Below are 20,582 nucleotides of genomic sequence, written 5' to 3'. Positions count from 1 at the left end.
TCTAAGAGCGTGTTTAGAAATTAGAGGAGAGGTAGTAGAAATGGGTAAACTGTCATTGCTATGAACAGACAACCCTATCCCTCTGACCTCTCCGATGAGCAGTGGAACCTGCTCGAACCTATGTTACCACCGCCGTTCCTTCGCGGTCGCAAGCGTTCGGTGGATTTACGCGAAATCGTCAACGCTATCCTTTACCTCTTGCGTACAGGCTGCGCTTGGCGCTATTTGCCACACGAGTTTCCCAAATGGACAACTGTCTATTATTACTTCCGTTGTTGGCGCGAGTTGGACTGGTTTGCCAAACTCAATGGCGAATTCCGTACGCAAGTCCGCCTTGCTGATGGCCGCGATAAAAATCCGAGCGCTGCCATCATCGATTCGCAGTCGGTGAAGACCACTGAACAAGGCGGCACGAAAGGCTATGATGCAGGCAAGAAAGTCAATGGACGCAAGCGTCATATCCTCGTTGATACCTTGGGTTTATTGCTTTCCGTCAAAGTGTTGGCGGCCAACATCCAAGACCGCGACGGCGCAAAAGCCTTGCTTGATGAAGTCAAAGAACGAATGCCGCGACTGTACTTGATCTGGGCGGATGGCGGTTATCGCGGCAAACTGATTACTTGGGTGGCAACGACCTGCTTGTGGTTGCTCCAAGTGGTCAAGCGCAACGACCAGGTCAAAGGCTTCGTGGTGCTGCCGAGGCGATGGGTCGTTGAGAGAACCTTCGGTTGGCTCGGTCGCAACCGGCGCTTGAGCAAAGATTATGAACGGGCGTGTGAATCATCCGAGGCGTTTGTTTATCTGGCGATGATTCACCTGATGCTCAAGCGCTTGAAGCCGATGCGAACTTAATTTCTCAACACGCTCTAAGTGATACGTGAAATTATGAAAATCCACTGAACGAATGTTTTTCGCAGAACGCGCTTGAGTTTCAACAGAACAAAAAAGGAGAAAGATAAACAAAAAGCCAAGCGATATTCTATTCAATTTCATGTCACACCTCTTTGATGCAAATCTCAATCAAGGCGTGGTGACTTCGTTGATGTCGGGTTCGTGGTCGGGGTCAATCGTCGTCATTTCCGCCATCAATAATTTTTCGCATTCCTGAACCGTGTTGGGAATGTGGGCTGCCACGGTCTTCTCTTCGACGACTACCGGTTTACCCCACTCTGTGGGCAAGCGAAAACCGGCAATCACCGCAAACAACGCAAAAACTGCGCCGACCATAAAGACATTATGCAAAGCGTGGGCGAGCGCCCCTTCCATTGAATGCAATAACGTCGGCGGCAATTGCGCCCGCGACATGGGTTCAATCAAAGCACTCGGATTGTGAACAATATCCGAGACCTGCCACGCCGGCATACCGCTGGCGCGTTGAATTTCATCTTGCTGGGATAACAGTCCCATCGTCATCACCGTGCCCATCACCGCAACCCCCACCGCGCCGCCTATCGAACGCGAAAATTGCGTAAGCGATGTGGCTATCCCCAGTTGATTGCGCTCAACCGAATTCTGCGTCGAGATAATCAAGGCAAGCATCACCAACCCCATGCCTGACCCCATCAGTCCAATATCGGCAAGCAAAGCCCAGCGCGGCGTCCATTCGCCAAAACGCGCAAGAATGACGAAACTCGCAAACACCCCAATCAAGCCGCTGATAACAATCGGACGATAACCGATTTTTAAAATCAATCGTCCACCAATCAATGCAAAGGTCACCCACCCTAAAAGCAAAGGCGTCAAGACTGAACCGGCTTCCGTTGGCGTTCCGCCAAACGTTCCCTGCACAAACAGCGGAATAAAAGTAATCGCCCCGAACATCGCCGTACCGACCAGAAACCCGGTGATGAACCCATAAGCAACGACGCGGTTTTTAAACAATGAAAGCGGCATGATGGGTTCTTCGGCGCGGCGTTCCGCGCGAATGAATAACCAACCCATAAACATCACACCGATGAATGCAGGTATAAGCAAAGGGTTTTGCCAGAAGCGCAAATCTTTGACTTCACCAATCAGTATCAACAGCAAAGTAATTGACAGCGTCAGCCACACCGCGCCCGCATAATCAATTGCCGGTTTTTTGGTGCGCTCCGGTTCTTTCAAAGCAAAGCCAATGACTGCCGCCGCCGCAAACCCTATTGGGATGTTGATGTAGAAAACCCAGCGCCACGAAAATTGTTCGGTGATGATGCCACCGGCAAAGGGACCGAGAATTGATGCCGCGCCCCACACCAGACTGAATAAGCCTTGCACTTTGGCGCGTTGCCGCAAAGTGTAAACATCGCCGATAACCGTCATGCCTATCGGCACAATGCCGCCCGCGCCCAGTCCTTGAATGGCGCGGTAAATAATGAGTTGGGTAATGGAAGTTGCTGCGCCGGACAGCGCCGAACCGACCAGAAAAACAAAAAGCGCGACCAGATAAAGCGGGCGGCGTCCGAGTAAATCCGAAAGCCTGCCCCACACCGGAACCGTCACCGTCGAGGTGAGCAGATAAGCCGAAACCACCCAACTGTAAACTCCTATGCCGCCAAGCGACGCAATCACCGTCGGCATGGCGGTGCCGACAACTGTGGTTTCCAGCGCGGCTAAAAAAGAGCCAAGCAGGATGCCACCGGTCACCGCATATAAACGTTTCGGTGAAAGAATGACGTGGGGTTTTTCTTCCAAAAGTGTGGCTGTCGGTTTGGGTTCGCTAAGTTCCATTCGTTTTTATTTCATCAAGTCGGTTATGAAGGCAAAGAAAAAGCGTTCATCGATCAGGACGATTCGCTACTCTCTAATTTCGCCGGATGTTTCCTATCGGCAGTTTCCCGGCTTCTGAGTTTTCACTTTTGCCTTTTTACTTTTCACTTACTCGGTCGGGTAGCCAAGGGCTTTCCAGCGTTTCCAACCGCCATCCATCGAAATGACATTGGTGTAGCCCATCTGTTGCAGCGCGTCTGCGACAAGCGCCGAACGATAGCCGCCGCCGCAATACAAAATGATTTCGGCGTTGTGGTCGGGAATCGTCGTTTCAATGTCGCGTTCGATGATGCCTTTGCCAAGGTGAATCGCATCGGCGGCGTGTCCCGCCTGCCATTCGTTATCTTCGCGCACATCGACGAAATGAAAGTTCTCGCCGGACGCTTGTTTTTTGCGGACTTCTTCGGGGGTGGTTTCTTTGACGCGGCTTTTGGCGTCATTGACGATTTTCAAAAATCCTTTACTGTGTTGCATTGCTCTCCTCGCCTGATTTTAGTTGAATAAAAATTAGATAATAATGCGCCGCGCACACTATCGCAATTTGCCGACGCTTGACCGCCTTCGGGCGAGAAGCCTAGAATCGCTCACACATCAAACATTCTTTCAATATTTATCAACACCAGTGGACGAAAAATTTTTCAGGAGTTTCCGCTATGCGAAGAAAAAATTTATGCGTATCGCTTGCGCTTTTGTTGTCATTGGTTGGTTCGTTGATGCCAATCGCAAAAGCCAACGGCGCAGGCAAACTGACATTGGATTTATTTTTGGATTGGGAAACCGTTGCTGCGCCGCAAATTTCTCCCGACGCCAGCCAAATCATTTATACGCGCCGCTGGGCAGATAAAATCAATGACCGTTTTGAATCCGAAATCTGGATTATGAACGCCGACGGCAGCAAGAATCGTTCACTGGTCAAAGGCAGCGCGCCGCAATGGTCGCCCGATGGGCGGCGCATCGCCTATATCGCGCAAGGTCAACCGTCAGGCGCGCAACTTTTCGTCAAGTGGATGGACACCGGCGAAGAAACCCAAATCACCCGCGTCGAGCGCGGCTTGAACAATTTTCAATGGTCGCCCGATGGTCGGCGTTTCACTTTCAATATGAATGTGCCGTCGACGCAGCAGAAATTCAGCGTGCGCTTGCCGCAAAGACCCGCGGGAGCCAACTGGGTTGCGCCGCCGCGCGTCATCGACCGCTTGAATTATCGCGCCGACGGTTCGGGTTACACCCCCGACGGCTTTTCACATCTTTTCATCGTGCCAAGCGATGGCGGCACGCCGCGTCAACTGACCGAAGGCGACTTTAATCACGGCGCGCCCGAATGGACGCCCGATGGACAAACGATTATTTTCAGCGCCGCGCGTCGCGCCGATTGGGAATATGACCGCGCCGGTTCGGACATTTACGCGCTCACCGTTAGCACAGGGCAAATCAAACAACTCACAGACCGCAAAGGACCCGATAGTAATCCGACGATTTCGCCCGATGGCAAAATGATTGCTTATACCGGTATCGATTTCAGCGAAGATACTTATTCCGTGAATCGCCTCTATGTGATGAACATTGATGGCAGCAATAAAAAAGATTTGACGCCGACGCTTGACCGCGCGCCGCAGGATTTGAACTGGGCTGCGGATAACAGCGGCATCTATTTCACCGCCGAGGATCGCGGCTCGAACAATGTGCAATTCGTTGCAACGGGCGGCGGCGCGGTCAAAGAAATCACCAAAGGGATTCATCAAATCAACCTCACATCGATGGCGGCAAATGGCTTGGCAGCAGGAACGCTTGCCAGCCCGCTAGAGACCGGCAACATCGTTGCCTTCAATGTGAAAAACCCGGTGATTAAAAAACTCACGGACGTGAATGGCGATTTACTGGAAAATCGCAAACTCGGCGCAACCGAAGAAATCTGGTATGACTCGGTTGGCGGAATGAAGGTGCAAGGCTGGATTGTCAAGCCGCCCGATTTCGACCCGGCGAAAAAATATCCGTTGATTTTATACATACACGGCGGCCCGCATACGATGTACGGCGTTTCGATGGCAAGCAATTTCGAGTTTCAAAATCACGCGGCAGAAGGCTACATCGTGCTCTACACCAACCCGCGAGGTTCGACCGGCTACGGCAAAGCGTTCGGCAACGCCATCAACAACAACTATCCCGGCGAGGATTACGATGATTTGATGAATGGCGTCGATGCGGTCATCAAAAAAGGCTACATCGACGAGCGCAATCTCTTCGTCTGTGGCGGCAGTGGCGGCGGCGTGCTGACCTCGTGGATTGTCGGGCACACCAATCGGTTCGCGGCGGCAGTGGTGATGAAGCCGGTGATTAACTGGTACAGTTTCGTCGGCACTACAGACGGCGCGTCGTGGTATTACAATTTCAAGAAGCTCCCCTGGGAAGACCCTGCGGAACATCTGCGCCGTTCACCGATTACTTATGTCGGCAATGTTCGGACGCCGACCATGTTGCTTACCGGCGAACTGGATTTACGCACGCCGATGGAACAGACCGAGCAATATTATCGCGCCTTGAAACTTCGCAAAGTCGATTCGGTGATGGTGCGCATACAGGACGAATATCATGGATTTAATGCGACGCCGCGTCATCCCTCGAATCGCATGAGTCAGATTGCTTACCTGCGCGGCTGGTTCGATAAATACCGCAAGAAATAGCGCGTTCAATCCTTAAAAAATCAAGTGAAGAATAGAAGCGAACTGCCTGACATATCCTTTCGAGCATTTCGCTTCCATTTTTTGCGAATACAACTTTCAGTAGTAAACAGGTGGTCGCCGAAGTACCCCCAGGCGAGAACTGATTTGGATAAAACTATCGAGGCTATAGCGGTTTGCGAATGAAGGTAAGGAGCAATGTAAGGGGCAGGGCGAGTGAGTGTACTCACTCGCCCTGCCCGGATTTTGCGAAGCCAAATGATGGTCTTACTAAAACTTGATTTTGATTCCCCCGTTAAAGACTCGCCCTTCCGTGTGGGTGTAAATTTCGCTGAAGGTCGGATTCTGATGTGGCGGAAAAACTACGGTTCCGAATCGACCCTGGCGAGTATCTGTGAGGTTTTCGGCATTGATGAACAGAGCGATTTTACCCAAGGTTTTCTCACCGAAAATTCCCAACACCCAGAAGGATTTTGTCCTCAAGCGATTGCTTAAAAACTGGCGGCTGGTGTAGTAGGCTTCGATACCGGCTTTGAAGTTTTCCTCTTTTTCAACGAGCAGCGCCGAATTCAACCGGCTCTTTGGAACCAGAGGCAAAGTTTGATTGCCCGCCAGATATTTCGCCCTGGTATCAGTGAAGGTGTAACCGGCAAACAGTTTGACGATGTCATACACAAACCGCGCGTTGGTTTCAAAGCCTGTGCTGGTGATCGGTTCACTGGCATTGGTGAAGGTCAATGCATCGTTGTTGCCGGGAACCAACAATAAAGGTTTAACAATTCTGGTATAAAAAACCATTTGATTGAGTGAATAAGAAATTTTTTCACCAATCGTATTGCGGTAATTGACATCAACGGTGCCGCCGCGACTGCGTTCGGCTTCAAGGGTGTTGCCAATCGGCAAGACATTTTGAAATAGCAACATCTCTGCCTCTTCCGTGAAGATGCTTGGCGCTTTGTAGCCCAGTCCCACGTTGAATCGACTGCTCAGATGATCGCTGAATTTATAGAGCATCGACACGCGCGGCAAGGCAAATGCCCCGTAATGTTTCAGGTAATCCAGACGAAATCCGGCTTCTAATGACAGGCGATTGGTCAGATTAAAATTGTCCTGCGCATAACCGCCGAAGGTGGTTCGGGTTTCATTGCGCCTGATTAGATTGCCGCTCACCGGACGTTCCCGGAAGCGGTCGTATACGGTGTTGAATCCGAAAACCAAAGCGTGGTCATCAATCGGGAGGAAATAGGTAATATCGGTATAAGTGTTTGTTTGCCGCCCTTTGAACTGGTAATCGGGAATTTCAATCTGACGATTGAAAAAGGCGAGACTCTGTTTGGCGACGAGTTTTCTGCCGTTTGCAAATTCGCGGTCAAATTCCAGCGTCGTGATGTTGCGCAGTGAATGGTTGTTTTCAAAATACCGATGGAAATTATCGGCTTCACCGCGAATAACCAACACATCGCCGCCTTTACGATTTTGATAAGCGGTCGAGTTGCCGATTACCAAACGGGTTTTATCACTCAGATAAAAAAACAGTCGTGGAGTCAGGTTGAAAGCATGGGTTTGCGGCAATTCGGTGAAATCATCATCGTCAACATCATAGGCTTTTTGATAATTGATGGAGCCGAGAAAGGTATAGCCGATACGAGAGAATTTCTGTGAATCGAACACGGAAAAATCGCTGCCCAGCGCCGTGGTTTGATTAAAAATCATCGAGGTGAAACGCTCGTCCTCCGGCTCTTTGCTGATGAAATTCACGACCCCGGCAATCGCCCCGCCGCCGTAAAAAGTCGCCGATGGTCCTTTGATGATTTCAACCTGTTTTAAATCGAGCGGCAGAATATCCAAAAGACTGATGCTTCCCGAAAAGCCCCCGAAAGCGGGAAACCCGTCTTTTAAAATCTGCGTGTATCTGCCGTCCAGCCCTTGAATGCGAATACTCTGGGTGTTGGAAGTCGCAGAGGTCTGCTGCACTTTAATACCGGTACTTTCGTTGAGCACCATTGAAACATTCGCCGGGCGCATATTGCTTTTTTCGTCAATCTCTTCGTCATTAATCGCTTCGATGCGGGTTGGCACATCATCAATCTCGCGGCTGATGCGGGTTGTCGAAGTAATTGTCACTTCGCCCAATTCGTTATTAACCCGGATGAAAATGATTCGCTCGCTTTGGTCAGTCAACGGAAAGCTCAACTTGATTTCCTGGGTTTCATAACCCGGCGAAAAAATCTCAATCGTCTGTTCACCATCAGGAATGCCGGTCAGTTCAACTTTCCCGTTGCTATCGGTAGTGGCGCTGATGTCAGTATCTTTGACGGATACCATCGCCCCCGCGACGGGTTGTTTACTCTCTTCATTTTTAATCGATGCTTTGAAGGTGTTTTGTGCAAAAGCCGCTTGCGCGAGAAATAAAAAGGCAAGCAAAAACCACAGGTGTCTCATTCAATCGTCTCCTCAGGCAGATACAAAATATTAATTGCGCTTCAAATGATTGAAGTGCGAGTTATTTGGTGACCAGGTGAATGAGAAACAGATTAAATCCGCAGCATACACGACCGCTTGAGTAGCAAACGTTCAAAGGCAGGCGGATGCATTCCTGAAAAAAGGTAGGCGGGTTGATACTTTAATAGATTAATAGACGAAGCGTGTTGTTCGGACTGTCCTCTGATGATTCCGGCAACCGATAAGCGGCGGTCAGGAAGTATACTTAACTGAACATTGTGAATCGGGCAGCAATCACTCTTTGCTAAAAGTTCTGATTCACTAAACGACCAACTCACCGCTTCAGGTTGCGCTTCCGATGCGTGATCCGTGCAGATCATCACACAGGAAGCGAAGACCCATAAAAAGCAGATGGGTAGAAAGCTGGCTAAAGTTCGTTTAAATGATGATTGGCGTGAAACCATCCCCGTTACTATAGCCAAATTGAACTGCCCTCAGCAACATTACCCAAGATAAGTAAAATTTCCAGTTCGACCTTTCAGCGAAAAATGGCGACGAATGATTGAATAGTTATGAAATGAGGGGAGCCGGGGAAATCGCTTTTTCCAATCAGATAAAACAAAGTGAAAATAATTTTTTTACGCCTGGATGTGCGGTTCATCGTTCGCTCTTTGCCAGTGTGGTGTCTGTGTTATAATGCGAACCCATTTGAAGGCGATGAGTAGAGCAACAAACCTTCCAGGTTTATGCTGTCTACTTTCCGCTGGCGGTAAACGAATCCCGAAACCAGGAGAGCGCACCATGTTTACCCGCAACCTTTCGATTGTGGCGCGCGTTGTTTTCACCATTCTGATGGTGACGGTTGCCACGCTTTTACGTTTTGCTCTTGAACCCATCCTTGAACTGCGGGTGCCGTTTATCCTGTATTTCCCGACCATTGTCTTGTGCGCGTGGTTCGGCGGATTGTGGCAGGGACTATTGTCAACCGTGCTCGGAGGACTGATTGCCTGGTTTGCTTTCCGCGAGCCGCAGTTCTCGTTCAAGTTTTCCGATCCCGGTATTTTGGCGCAACTGATTATTTTTTTGCTTGCCGGCACGCTCATCAGTCTGCTTGCCGAAAACCTCCACCGGTCGAGAAGAAAAACCGAAGCGAGCGAAGCCAAAGAACGCCAACAGCGCGAGTGGTTGCGCGTCACCCTGGCGAGCATTGGCGACGGGGTGATTGCGACGGACACCAACGGTATTGTTACCTTCCTTAATCCGGTTGCCGAGTCGTTGACCGGTTGGACGCAGGAAGATGCTGACGGGCAACCGCTGGAAAAGATTTTTCATATCGTAAACGAACAGACGCGCATGGCAGTCGATAATCCGGCGCTGCGGGCGATAAACGAAGGCGTGATTGTCGGCTTGGCTAATCATACGGTGTTGATTGCGAAAGACGGGACTGAGAAGCCGATTGATGACAGTGGCGCGCCGATTAAGGATGTTGAGGGAAGGATATTTGGCGCAGTATTGATTTTTCGCGATATTACCGAGCGCAGGTTGGCGGAAGAGAAATTCCGCCTTGTCGTCGAAGCCTCTCCTGCCGCGAAAGTGATGATTAATGAAGCCGGTCAGATGATTCTCGTCAACTCCCAAGCCGAGCAGTTATTCGGCTACACCAGAGACGAGTTGATTGGGCAACCGGTTGAGATACTCGTGCCGGAACGCTTTCGCGGCGGGCATCTGAACTACCGCGCCGGTTTCATCCGTATGCCTCAAACCAGAGCAATGGGGGCGGGGCGAGACCTTTTCGGTTTGCGCAAAGATGGCACTGAGGTTCCCATTGAGATTGGTCTTAACCCCATCGAGATGAAAGGGCAAACGCTGATTCTAAGCTCGATTGTCGACATCACCGAGCGCAAACGCGCCGAGGAAGCATTGCGCGCCAAGGAAGCCGAGTTAGAAGTCATCATCAGCCAGACGCCATTCATGCTCACGCGGTGCAGCCGCGACCTGCGGTATCGCTTTGTCAGCCCCGCCTATGCAACGATGCTTGGTCGCCGACCGGAAGAAATTGCCGGCAAACCCATCGTCGAAATCATCGGTGAAGCGGGCTTCAAGACGATTCTTCCGCACATGGAAAAAGTTCTCGCAGGCAGTCGTGTGAAGTATGAAAGCGAAGTCCACTTTCAGGAAGTCGGCTTGCGTTTCCTGCAAGTCAGCTACGTGCCGGAAATCGATGAGGAGGGCAACGTCAAAGGCTGGATTGCTTCGATTCTCGACTTCACTGAAGGCAAGCGCGCCGAAGATGAAATCCGCACATTGAATTTGCAGTTGCAACAGCGGGTCGCTGAATCAGAAACCCTTCTGGAAATTCTTCCGGTGGGAGTCTGGATTGGGAATAAAGACTGCTCGCAGATTACCGGCAACCGCGCGGGCTACGAAATCTTCGGCTTGCCCCCCGGCATCAACGCCTCTGTGACCGGCGCGCAATCGGAATTGCCGGAAGGGTTGCGGATTTTGGTGAACGGCGAGGAAGTGCCCTCGGAGGAGTTGCCGATGCAGAAAGTGGCGCGCACCGGCAAACCCTGGCGCAATTTCGAGCACGCCATCGTTTTCCCGGAGGGAGCAACCAAGACAATTTACGGCAGCGTGGCACCGCTGTTCGATGATCAGGGCGAGGTGCGTGGCGTGTTGGCGGCGTATATGGATTTTACCGAGCGCAAACGTGTCGAGGAAGAACGGGCTAAGCTGCTGGTCAGTGAGCGGGCGGCACGCGAGCAGGCAGAAGCAGCCAGCCGTGCAAAGGATGAATTCGTCGCCATGATCTCGCATGAAATTCGCTCGCCACTGAACGCCATTCTTGGCTGGGCGCAGATGTTACGAACGGGCAAGTTCAATCAGGCGGAAACGCAACGCGCCATCGCAACCATTGAGCGCAATGCGAGGATACAAGGACAACTCATTGAAGACCTGTTGGATATTTCGCGAGTCATCACCGGCAAGATGACCCTCACCGTCCGTCCGGTTGAGATTGCGCAGATTGTCGAAGCTGCCATCGAAACCATGCGCCCGGCTGCTGAGGCAAAGGCTATTCAACTCAATGTCCATCTTGAGCCGAAAGGTAGCCTGGTCTCAGGTGATCCCAACCGCTTGCAGCAAATTGTATGGAACCTGCTGGCAAATGCTGTCAAGTTTACCCCAAGTAACGGGCGCATCGAGGTCAAAGTAGATCACATAAATACTCACCTTCAGCTTACCGTGAGTGATTCAGGAGCAGGCATCAGCGCGGAATTTCTCCCCTTTGTTTTCGACCGCTTCAGTCAAGCCAGCACGGGCAGCGAGCGCCGCTATGGCGGGCTGGGCTTAGGGTTGGCAATCGTGCGACATCTGGTCGAATTGCATGGCGGCACCGTGCAGGTCGATAGTCCGGGCGAAGGACACGGGGCGACATTTACGGTGACGCTGCCGGTAAAGAGCCGGACGGGAGGCGATGAGTGAATTGGAGCGCACAAACACCAGCGCCGAGCAGGACGCCCTTGTCGCGGAGAAAACACGCCCACTGTTGTAGAGCGGTTTGCGATTGAGTTTACTCAGCCGCTTCCTCAACTTGAGTAAATCGTTTTGCAAACGGCTATAGTTCGCCAATCATCTCAAAGTTCCGCGCATCAAGTATCAGACAAGTTTGCTTTACGCCAATTTTGCCTCGATAGCAAAAGCATTTTCATTCTTTCAATTCCAAAAGCCGGAACCGAAGGCTATTGTCCCGCCGTTGATTTGGCATTTTCTTTGAGTTCCATTACCACCTTTTTGATTTTGCCGTTGAACGCAAAGGGCGATTGATAGGTTTCTACCACAGGGGTTGACGGGTCGCGCCCGATGGTCATCCCTTCGCTCAGTCCAAAAGTAATCGGCACGGTGCGCGGCACTAGCCCTTCGCCGACTTTTTTGTCGTTGATGAAAAGCGCGGCAACGCCTTTTGCGCCGCTTGCGGTAAATTCCATTCTGAGCGTCGCCATCCCGCTCGGCAGGGTTTCGCTTGAAGTCACCGTGTAGCGTTCAAGCCCGAAAAAGTTATAAGCGAAATTGAGCCGCCCTTTCTGCACAAAAAAGCTGAAGCCCGCAAACCTGCCGCCAAGCGCCAGCAATGCGCCTTCGGCGTTTTGCGGCATTTCCACTTCGGCAGTGATTTGAAATGAACGATTGCGGAAATTGAGCATATTGGCTCTCGGCACGGCGGACATTCCCGGCAAATAAGTCGCAACCGTCAACGGGCGATTGCTCGCCGGTTGTTCAAGCGCGCGAATGACGCCTCTATCATCAAGCGGCAGGACGTTATATTTACCGGCTTCCGCCCACCAACGCTCTTTCATCTCGCGCAACTTTTCAGGTTGCGCGGCGGCAAGGTCGTTCGCTTCGGAAAAGTCTTCATCAACTTTGTAGAGTTCCCATTTATCGTTCTCGAAATCGCTGCCGCGCTCATGCGAGACCACGGCTTTCCAACCTTTATGATAAATGGCGCGATGTCCGAGCATTTCATAGTATTGCGTTTCGCGACGACCCGGCGTCCTGGCATCACCAAACGTATACGCCAGGCTCACACCATCAAACGGTCGCTGGTCAACGCCGTTGACGGTTTTGGATTGCGCGATGCCAATGATTTCCAGAATCGTCGGCGTGATGTCAATGAGGTGATGATACTGCGAACGAATCGCGCCTCTATCTTTAATCAACTTGGGATAATGAATCATCATCGGGTCGGTGTTGGCTCCGGCGTGCGCCTCTTGTTTGTAGCGTTTGAACGGCGTGTTGCCAGCCATCGCCCAACCGAGCGGATAATGCGGATAGGTCAGCGGTCCGCCGAGTTCATCAATCATCTTCAAATTCATCGCCGGGTCTTCGGCAATCTGATTGAAGTAAAGCCCTTCGTTGAACGAGCCGGTGGCTCTGCCTTCTTGACTCGCGCCGTTATCGGAAACCACCACAATCAAGGTGTTCTCCATCAACTTGCGCTCCTCTAAAAACGCCAGCAATCGCCCGATGTGTTCATCGGCGTGAGTTAAAAATCCGGCGAAGACTTCCTGCATTCGCGCATACAATCGCTTCTCGTCAGCAGTCAATTCGTCCCACGCTTTAACGTCGGCATTGCGCGGCGCAAGCTGGGTATTTGGCGGCACAATCCCCATCTGCTTTTGTCTTGTCAAAGTCTCTTCGCGCACTTTGTCCCAACCTTTATCGAATTTGCCTTTGTAGATTTCGATATATTTTTTCGGGACGTGATGCGGCGCGTGCCCCGCGCCATAAGCCAGATTCATAAAAAACGGTTTGTCGGGATTGACCTGTTTTTGTTCGTTGATGAATTGAATGGCGCGGTCTGTGAGGTCTTCGGTCAAGTGATAACCGGCGCGGCGCGGCGCTTCGATGTGATGATTATCGTAAACCAAATCGGGAAACCATTGATTGGTTTCGCCGCCTAAAAATCCGTAAAATCGTTCAAACCCCATCCCTAAGGGCCATCGCTCAAAAGGTCCCGCATCGCTGGTTTCATCGGGCGGCGCTTGATGCCATTTGCCGACATAAAAAGTCGCGTAGCCGCTTTGTTTTAAAATCTCCGCGATGGTCGCCTGCGAGCGCGGCATTCTGCCGTCATATCCCGGATAGCCGGTCGCGGCTTCCGCGACTACGCCAAAATGATTGGCGTGATGGTTATGCCCCGTGAGCAAGCAGGCGCGCGACGGCGAACAAAGCGCCGTCGTATGAAAATTGTTATAGCGCAAGCCGCCCGCCGCGAGTTTATCGAGATTGGGCGTTTGAATTTCCGAACCGTAACAACCAAGTTGCGCAAATCCCACATCATCAAGCACCAGATAAATCACATTGGGCGCGCCTTGCGGAGCTTTCGCGGGAAGATTCCATTCGGGCTTCGATTCTTTGTAAGTGCGCCCGATGACCCCTTTATTCTGCGAGCCGCTTTGTTGTGTTGAAGCAGAGGTTTTAAAATGCACAGCAATAAGGCTCAAGAAAATTACGGCAAATGCGACAATCGCCGCCGGCAAAGCATTCACAGGCTTTCTGATGATCATAACTTTCCTCCGAAAAGGTTCGGGTCGTACAAAGCCAAATGGCAAACACGCTGCTTCCAGAAAGGGCGCGACGTTTTTCTGCTGTACGGTTTGATGTCTTGATTGGTGATTAAATCGTAATCGCGTCGTTACGTTGACGCAGTCTAATCCCGCGACTAGACTGCGTCAACGAGAAGTGAAAAATTTTTCAATCGCTCATCGCCCATGAAAAAGCCAACTAAAAGCGAAAAGCCTATTTCATCATCGCCTAAGATTTCGCTTTATGGCATCGCGGCGCTTCTGGGTTTAATCATCTTCGCCGCCATTTTAATTTTCAAAAACCGCGAATCATCAACCGCGAATCCAAATGCCAAATCACAAACTCAACATCACGCGACCCCACATCAGGCGACGCCGGGCGACGCTGCTGCATTGATGCGCGTCAATGATACGCCCGCGCCTGCCGATGTGCCTGAAGGCATGCGCTGGATTCCCGGCGGCACTTTTCAAATGGGCTGCAGGGATTGCGATATGCCCGACGCAGAGCCTTTGCACACCGTAAGCGTAGATGGTTTCTGGATGGACGCGACGCCGGTGACCAATGGCGAATTTGAAAAGTTCGTCAAAGCGACCGGTTACAAAACGATTGCCGAACGCCGCTTGCATCCCGAAGATTATCCCGGCGTTGACCCGAAAGACCTGGTGCCGGGTTCTGCGGTGTTTACGCCGCCCGCGCAAGATGTCGCGCTCGATGATTTCACACGCTGGTGGCGGTATGTGCCGGGGGCAAGCTGGCAACACCCGGAAGGCGCAAGTAGTTCAATCAACGGGCGCGAAGATCATCCGGTGGTGCATATCGCCTGGGATGACGCAATGGCTTATGCGAAATGGGCGGGAAAACGTTTGCCTACCGAAGCCGAGTTTGAATTCGCCGCCAGAGGCGGACTTGCCGGAGCGCCTTTCGCCTGGGGCGATGAACTCACGCCAAACGGCAAATGGGCTGCCAATATCTGGCAAGGTCGTTTCCCGGCAAACAACACCGGCGAAGATGGCTTCATCGGCACCTCGCCGGTCAGGGCTTTTCCGCCAAACGGTTTCGGCTTGTACGATGTCGGCGGCAACGTCTGGCAATGGTGCGCCGATTGGTATCGCCCGGATTATTTCGCTGAACTTGCCGCGCAAGGCACAGCGGTTAATCCGCAAGGACCCGCAACCAGTTTCGACCCCCAGGAACCTGGCGCGAAAAAGCGCGTGCAAAAGAGCGGTTCATTTCTGTGCAGCGACCAGTATTGTTCGCGTTTCTTTGTCGGCAGTCGCGGCAAAGGCGCGGTTGACAGCGGCAGTTCCAATGTCGGCTTCCGCTGCGCCAAATCTGCTAAAAACCGCTAGGGCATTGCCTGCACATCGTATTCAATACCACCTCGTCCCACCACTGAGTGAATTTGTTAATTCCCATTCTGCTTGACGAGCGCGTCGAATATTTTTTTCAAACTTATGGCGGCATTTCCGCTTACACGCTGCAATGCCGTTTCGGCGAATCAAGGCAGGCAAAGTCAACGAAAAAATTCCGTCATAATGACCGATGGATAAAAGCAGATGTGATTTTTTGTAAAAATTGCGACCTTGCAAGCTGGCATAAACGTTGCTCAAGTATTTTCGTCAGGCTTATTTGGCGCACATTTTTGCGAAACGAAAATCTTTATGAGCGTCAGTTATTCGATTTAAAACTCGCTGGCGGCACAACCGATTTGACAGTGGTTCGCAAAGGCAAAAGCCGGATTAAATTAATTTTAAGTGTAAGATTATGATGACGATTCCCTTCTTCCGCTACCCTAATCTCGTTAAGGTCTGCTCTATCTTAATCGTCTTTGCATTATTGCTTTCATCCGTTCAAACCAATCGCGCGCAGGCTGAACCTGCGGTTCTCAATAAATTAACCACCGTGCTACAACAGGAATTGACGGCGGTCAATCAACTCATCTGGTCGGATGCCACCAATCAGCGCGTGCGCGTAATCGTCCAAACCAACGGCTTGGTTTCAACAACCTTGCTCACTCTTGTCAACTTGCTGGGCGGCAATGTGGTGCGGCGTTTTTCGTCAATCAACGGCATGCTGGTTGAAATGCCAAAAAACAATTTGTTGACGCTTGCCGCTAATCCGACCGTCGAAAGAATCAGCGCCGATCATTTAGCCATACGAACCGCAAGTCACCTCGAAGCCACCACCGGCGCGGATAAAACCCGAACGCAGGGATTTCTTGGAAGCTTTAACGGCTTGGATGGCAGCGGCATCGGCATTGCTGTTCTCGATTCCGGGATTATGGCAAGCCACAATGATTTTGATAATGCGCTCGGCTTGTCGCGGGTGACCGGCTCAGTTGATACGGTTTCCAGCAATTCTCGATTGGCGCTGTTTGAAAATCTGCTCAACCTGCCGCTGCTGTCCGGTCTTTTCGGCAACAGCGACAGTTATGGACATGGCTCACACGTTGCCGGAGTCGCTGCCGGACGTTCACAGGCAAATGGCTCGGGGCGCGGGTTTATGGGAGTTGCGCCGAATGCCAATTTGATTGATGTTCGGGTGCTTGACGGGTACGGCATCGGACAGGTAAGCGATGTCATTGCCGGGATTGATTGGGTAATGGCGAATCGCGGGCTTCGTAATATCAAGGTCATGAACCTGAGCCTCGCGGCTCCGTCAACCGAATCTTATGTGACTGACCCGTTATGTCGCGCCGTGCGTCGCGCTGTAGCTGCGGGCATCACGGTTGTGGTCTCTGCGGGCAATTTCGGGCTGACCGAAAATGGCTTGGAACGTTATGGCAGCATTGCTGCGCCAGCCAACGACCCAACGGTTATCACGGTCGGGTCAGCCAATACGCGGCAAAGCGATGGACGGGATGATGATGCAGTCAATCATTTCAGTTCACGCGGGCCGACGCGCAGTCATGCGCTTGCTGCCGATGGTCAAACGCAGTATGACCACCTGCTTAAACCCGACCTGGTCGCGCCGGGCAATCGTATCGTCGCCGCTGAATCGCGCAATAATTATTTAGCCACTCATCATCCTTCTTTGCATGAAAGCGGTTCGGGAAGTAATGCGTTTATGGAACTCAGCGGAACCTCGGTTGCCGCACCAGTAGTTTCCGGCGCAGTTGCCTTGTTGTTACAAAAAAATCCGGGGCTGACGCCGCCGCTCATCAAAGCCATTTTGCAATACACCGCCCAGCAATTACCCAATGCCAACATCTCGCAGCAGGGCGCAGGGCTTTTGAATATCGAAGGCGCGGTGCGGCTGGCTGGCGCATTGCGCACCGACATTGCTTCATCCGTCAATTCAGGAAGGCTTCAAGTCGGAAATTCGCTGATGCGCGCGGGTACGAGCTTTCCTGTGCAGACTTCAACCCTGGCGGGACAAACTTTCAACTGGGGAAGATATATCTTTGCAGGCGGTTCGCACGTTCTTGCGGGCGCTGAATTATTCCGCCGCTACCAGGCGATTTATCATCCGGCTCTGGTTTGGGTACGCAATCGCGTCACCTTAAACGAAAATCCGGTCGCTGACACTTCACTCATCAGCGCAGGGGTCATCAATGCCGATGCGCTCGGTCATCCGTATAGCGTCTTCACCTCAGGCACGGCGCTCAGTAACGGGGTCGCGATGGGGCAAGGACTCACACTTGCCGAAGGCATCGTCATCAGTGAAGGGTTGACTCTGGCAGAAGGTTTAACTTTGGCAGAAGGCTTGACGCTTGCCGAAGGACTCACACTTGCCGAAGGCTTAACCTTGGCTGAAGGGTTGACGCTGGCGGAAGGTTTGACCCTGGCTGAAGGATTAACTCTTGCCGAAGCCTATGCACTTGGTGAACAATGAGAAAATCCTGAATAGTCCTGCCCCCTTCTTACTCACCACCAACTAAAAAAGCAACCCATGCGATTGATAGACATGTCTGACTACAATTTGCGCGCCCGTGTCTACTGGTGGGCAACAACCTCTCTGGGAGGTTTGGCAATTGGCTTTTCGCTTGCGGGATTAGCCAGTCTCAGCGTCACAGAGTTTTTGAAACTGGTTGTTGTGGTGGTGATGGTCGCTTTTATCAGTTTTTCTTCGATTCGCGTTCCCGGCACGCAGGTCTTAATTTCACCGGGCGATATATTCGTATTCTTAGCGGCGCTCTTTGGCGGGTTGCCAAGCGCCATGCTGGTTGCGGTCACCGATGCATTCCTGGGGTCATATCGGGTGTCGCGGCGCTGGACCAGTCGTCTGGGTGGTCCGGCGTTTACGGCGATTGCCCTTTTCATTTCCGTCAATCTCTTTCAACGATTGCTGAACTGGTTGCCGCAATGGGGATTATCTTATACCGCGACGCTACTCACCTCGCTGTTATTTTTTTCAACCACTTATTTCGTTCTCAGCTCTTTTCTGCTGACGCTGCTGCACGCGCTTAAAAAACAGGTCTTGCCGTTTAAACTCTGGTGGACAAATTATTCGTGGACAGGATTGACATTTGCAGCCAGCGCCTCGGCAGCCGGACTCATTTATCTGGCGAGTAAAGAATATGGCATCGCGCCGATGATTGCTGCCGCGCCGATTGTGGCGACGATTTTTGCGACCTGTCATTTCTATTTCAAACAGGCGGATGAACGGGCGCGGGCAACACGCGAGCGCATCGAAGCCGCCGAAGCGCAAGTCAAACAGGCAAAATTGCATGCCCAGGAACTCGCCGAAAGTGAAGAGCGGTTTCGTAGCGCCTTCAATTACGCCGCCATCGGCATGGCGCTGGTTGCGCCCGATGGCAAATGGCTACAGGTCAATCCGGCGCTCTGTAAAATTCTCGGATTTTCCGAAGCCGAATTATTGGCTACGAATTTTCAAACGCTGACCCATGCGGATGACCTTGAAAGCGTCAGCCGCCACATCGCTCAACTGTTCATCGGTCAGGCTTCCATCAATCCGATTGAAAAACGCTATGTGCATAAACTGGGATATACGGTGTGGGCATCGCTGAGCGCCTCAATCGTGTGTGATGCAAAAACCAATTCGTCCCGTTTCATTTTTCAGATTCAAGACATCACTGACCGCAAACGCGCCGAAGAGAAACTGGCGCACGATGCTTTTCATGATGCGCTCACCAGTTTGCCGAATCGCGCCCTATTCGTTGACCATTTAAAAATGGCGATGGCGCGCGTTGAACGCCATACCGGACAATTGTTCGCCGTACTGTTTTTGGATTTTGACCGCTTCAAAGTCATCAACGACAGTCTCGGTCATGGGGTCGGCGACAAATTACTGGTGATGATTGCGCGCCGTCTGGAAGGTTGCCTGCGACCAGCCGACACCATCGCCCGGTTGGGCGGCGATGAGTTCATTATTTTATTGGAAGACCTCAAAGGCGCAGATGAAGCCACACGGTTTGCCGAACGTTTGCAAAAGGCTGTGAGTGCCCCTTTCGACATTGACGAACATGAAATTTTCATTTCCCTAAGCATCGGCATCGCCCTCGGCAACAACGATTATCATAAACCCGAAGAGATTTTGCGCGATGCCGACACGGCAATGTATCACGCCAAATCATCGGGCAAAGCCCGCTACGCGACATTTGACCGCGAGATGCACACGCGCGTTTTGAGACGATTGCAACTTGAAACTGATTTGCGTCATGCGGTTGAACGCGGTGATTTCTTTGTGGTCTATCAGCCGATTGTCTCCTTGAAGACCGCTCAACTCATCGGCTTTGAAGCGCTGGTGCGCTGGCAACACCCGGAGCGCGGGTTGATTAGTCCCGCCGAATTTATTCCGCTTGCCGAAGAGACCGGTTACATTTTGCCCATCGGTCAATGGGTGCTTGAGCAAACCTGCCAGCAGATGCGTAAATGGCAAACCCAGGCAGAGGGGAAACTCCCATTAACCGTCAGCGTCAATATATCCGGCAAACAACTGGCGCAGGAAAATATCGCCGAACAGGTCGAGCAAATTCTCAAACAATCCGGCGTTGACCCGCGCCAGATCAAACTTGAAATCACCGAAAGCGTGGTGATGGAAAATATCGAAAGCGCCACACAAACCCTCAATCAATTGCGTGCCCTGGGTCTGCAACTGAGCATTGATGATTTTGGCACGGGCTATTCCTCACTGAGTTACCTCTATCGTCTGCCGGTCGATACCTTAAAGATAGATCGTTCATTCGTCATTCAAATGATGAAAAGCAGCGACAACGCCGAGATTGTCCGCACCATCGTTTCGCTTGCCAAAACCTTAGGCATGAGCATCATTGCCGAAGGCGTAGAGACTCCCGAACAGCTTGAGCATTTGCAAAAACTCGAATGCGATAACGGTCAAGGCTATTTGTTTGCGAAACCCTTGAGCCTTGAAGATGCGACGCATCTGGTTAATCAGCTTCACACCTGGCAGGCGTTCGAGATCTTTGCCAAGTTGCCTTTCCATAAAGATGTCGAAAATCTCCCTGTGAACAAATACACCATGTAATCGCCCAACCCTTTCCCGGCAAGGCTTCTCAACTTCACCTCATCCATTTGACTGTGTAGTTGCTTCACTCTTGTGTACGCGCTACACACCATCACGTAAATTAAATTCTTGAAGGGTTTATTGACTTCCGGTGAAAACCCGGTCGCCTCGGCGTGTAGCTGCTACACACCTGTATGAAAACCGCCT

11 protein-coding genes are annotated in these 20,582 nt (G+C 51.7%); 7 read left to right on the top strand and 4 right to left on the bottom strand.

The features are described from left to right. The first annotated feature begins 60 nt into the window (after nt 1-60). Entirely contained in the window at nt 61-852 is a 792-nt protein-coding gene (locus AB1757_25640) for an IS5 family transposase (protein MEW6130443.1), read from the top strand. A gap of 168 nt (nt 853-1,020) precedes the next feature. Here the strand turns inward: AB1757_25640 and AB1757_25635 are convergent, their stop codons facing one another. Further along, nucleotides 1,021-2,706, bottom strand: a complete 1,686-nt coding sequence (locus AB1757_25635) for an MDR family MFS transporter (GenBank protein ID MEW6130442.1) — start codon at nt 2,704-2,706, stop codon at nt 1,021-1,023. 147 nt (nt 2,707-2,853) lie between these two features. Continuing rightward, nucleotides 2,854-3,219: a rhodanese-like domain-containing protein gene (locus AB1757_25630; protein MEW6130441.1), complete on the bottom strand. Its 366-nt coding sequence runs from the start codon at nt 3,217-3,219 to the stop codon at nt 2,854-2,856. 179 nt (nt 3,220-3,398) lie between these two features. Between AB1757_25630 and AB1757_25625 the strand changes: the two genes are divergently transcribed. Then, nucleotides 3,399-5,426 (top strand): S9 family peptidase, encoded by a 2,028-nt coding sequence (locus AB1757_25625; GenBank protein ID MEW6130440.1) that lies wholly within the window; start codon nt 3,399-3,401, stop codon nt 5,424-5,426. 267 nt (nt 5,427-5,693) lie between these two features. Here the strand turns inward: AB1757_25625 and AB1757_25620 are convergent, their stop codons facing one another. Beyond that, complete coding sequence (locus AB1757_25620) at nt 5,694-7,865, bottom strand: TonB-dependent receptor (protein MEW6130439.1); 2,172 nt, start codon at nt 7,863-7,865, stop codon at nt 5,694-5,696. An 801-nt stretch (nt 7,866-8,666) separates the two neighbouring features. Here AB1757_25620 and AB1757_25615 point away from each other — a divergent pair. Then, nucleotides 8,667-11,348, top strand: a complete 2,682-nt coding sequence (locus tag AB1757_25615; protein ID MEW6130438.1) for a PAS domain S-box protein — start codon at nt 8,667-8,669, stop codon at nt 11,346-11,348. A 257-nt stretch (nt 11,349-11,605) separates the two neighbouring features. On the opposite strand, the gene AB1757_25610 is transcribed toward AB1757_25615, so the two are convergent. Beyond that, nucleotides 11,606-13,930, bottom strand: coding sequence for an arylsulfatase (locus AB1757_25610; protein ID MEW6130437.1), 2,325 nt, complete (start codon nt 13,928-13,930; stop codon nt 11,606-11,608). 204 nt (nt 13,931-14,134) lie between these two features. Here AB1757_25610 and AB1757_25605 point away from each other — a divergent pair, with 204 nt between their 5' ends. From AB1757_25605 to AB1757_25590, 4 genes are all read left to right on the top strand, one after another. Continuing rightward, complete coding sequence (locus AB1757_25605; GenBank protein ID MEW6130436.1) at nt 14,135-15,298, top strand: formylglycine-generating enzyme family protein; 1,164 nt, start codon at nt 14,135-14,137, stop codon at nt 15,296-15,298. Nucleotides 15,299-15,351: 53 nt separating this feature from the next. After that, nucleotides 15,352-15,717 carry a hypothetical protein gene (locus tag AB1757_25600; GenBank protein ID MEW6130435.1) on the top strand — a complete coding sequence of 122 codons (366 nt, stop codon included), beginning with the start codon at nt 15,352-15,354 and terminating at the stop codon, nt 15,715-15,717. After that, a complete protein-coding gene (locus tag AB1757_25595) occupies nt 15,714-17,783 on the top strand; it encodes a S8 family peptidase (GenBank protein ID MEW6130434.1) in 2,070 nt (689 codons plus the stop codon). Before AB1757_25600 ends, AB1757_25595 begins: the two co-directional genes overlap by 4 nt. A 72-nt stretch (nt 17,784-17,855) precedes the next feature. After that, nucleotides 17,856-20,396 (top strand): EAL domain-containing protein, encoded by a 2,541-nt coding sequence (locus AB1757_25590; protein MEW6130433.1) that lies wholly within the window; start codon nt 17,856-17,858, stop codon nt 20,394-20,396. Nucleotides 20,397-20,582: the final 186 nt, after the last annotated feature.

It is taken from the genome of Acidobacteriota bacterium (assembly GCA_040754075.1).
Taxonomy (GTDB): domain Bacteria; phylum Acidobacteriota; class Blastocatellia; order UBA7656; family UBA7656; genus JBFMDH01.
The sequence above is the reverse complement of the archived record's forward strand: the minus strand, read 5'-3'. Positions and strand labels throughout refer to the sequence as shown.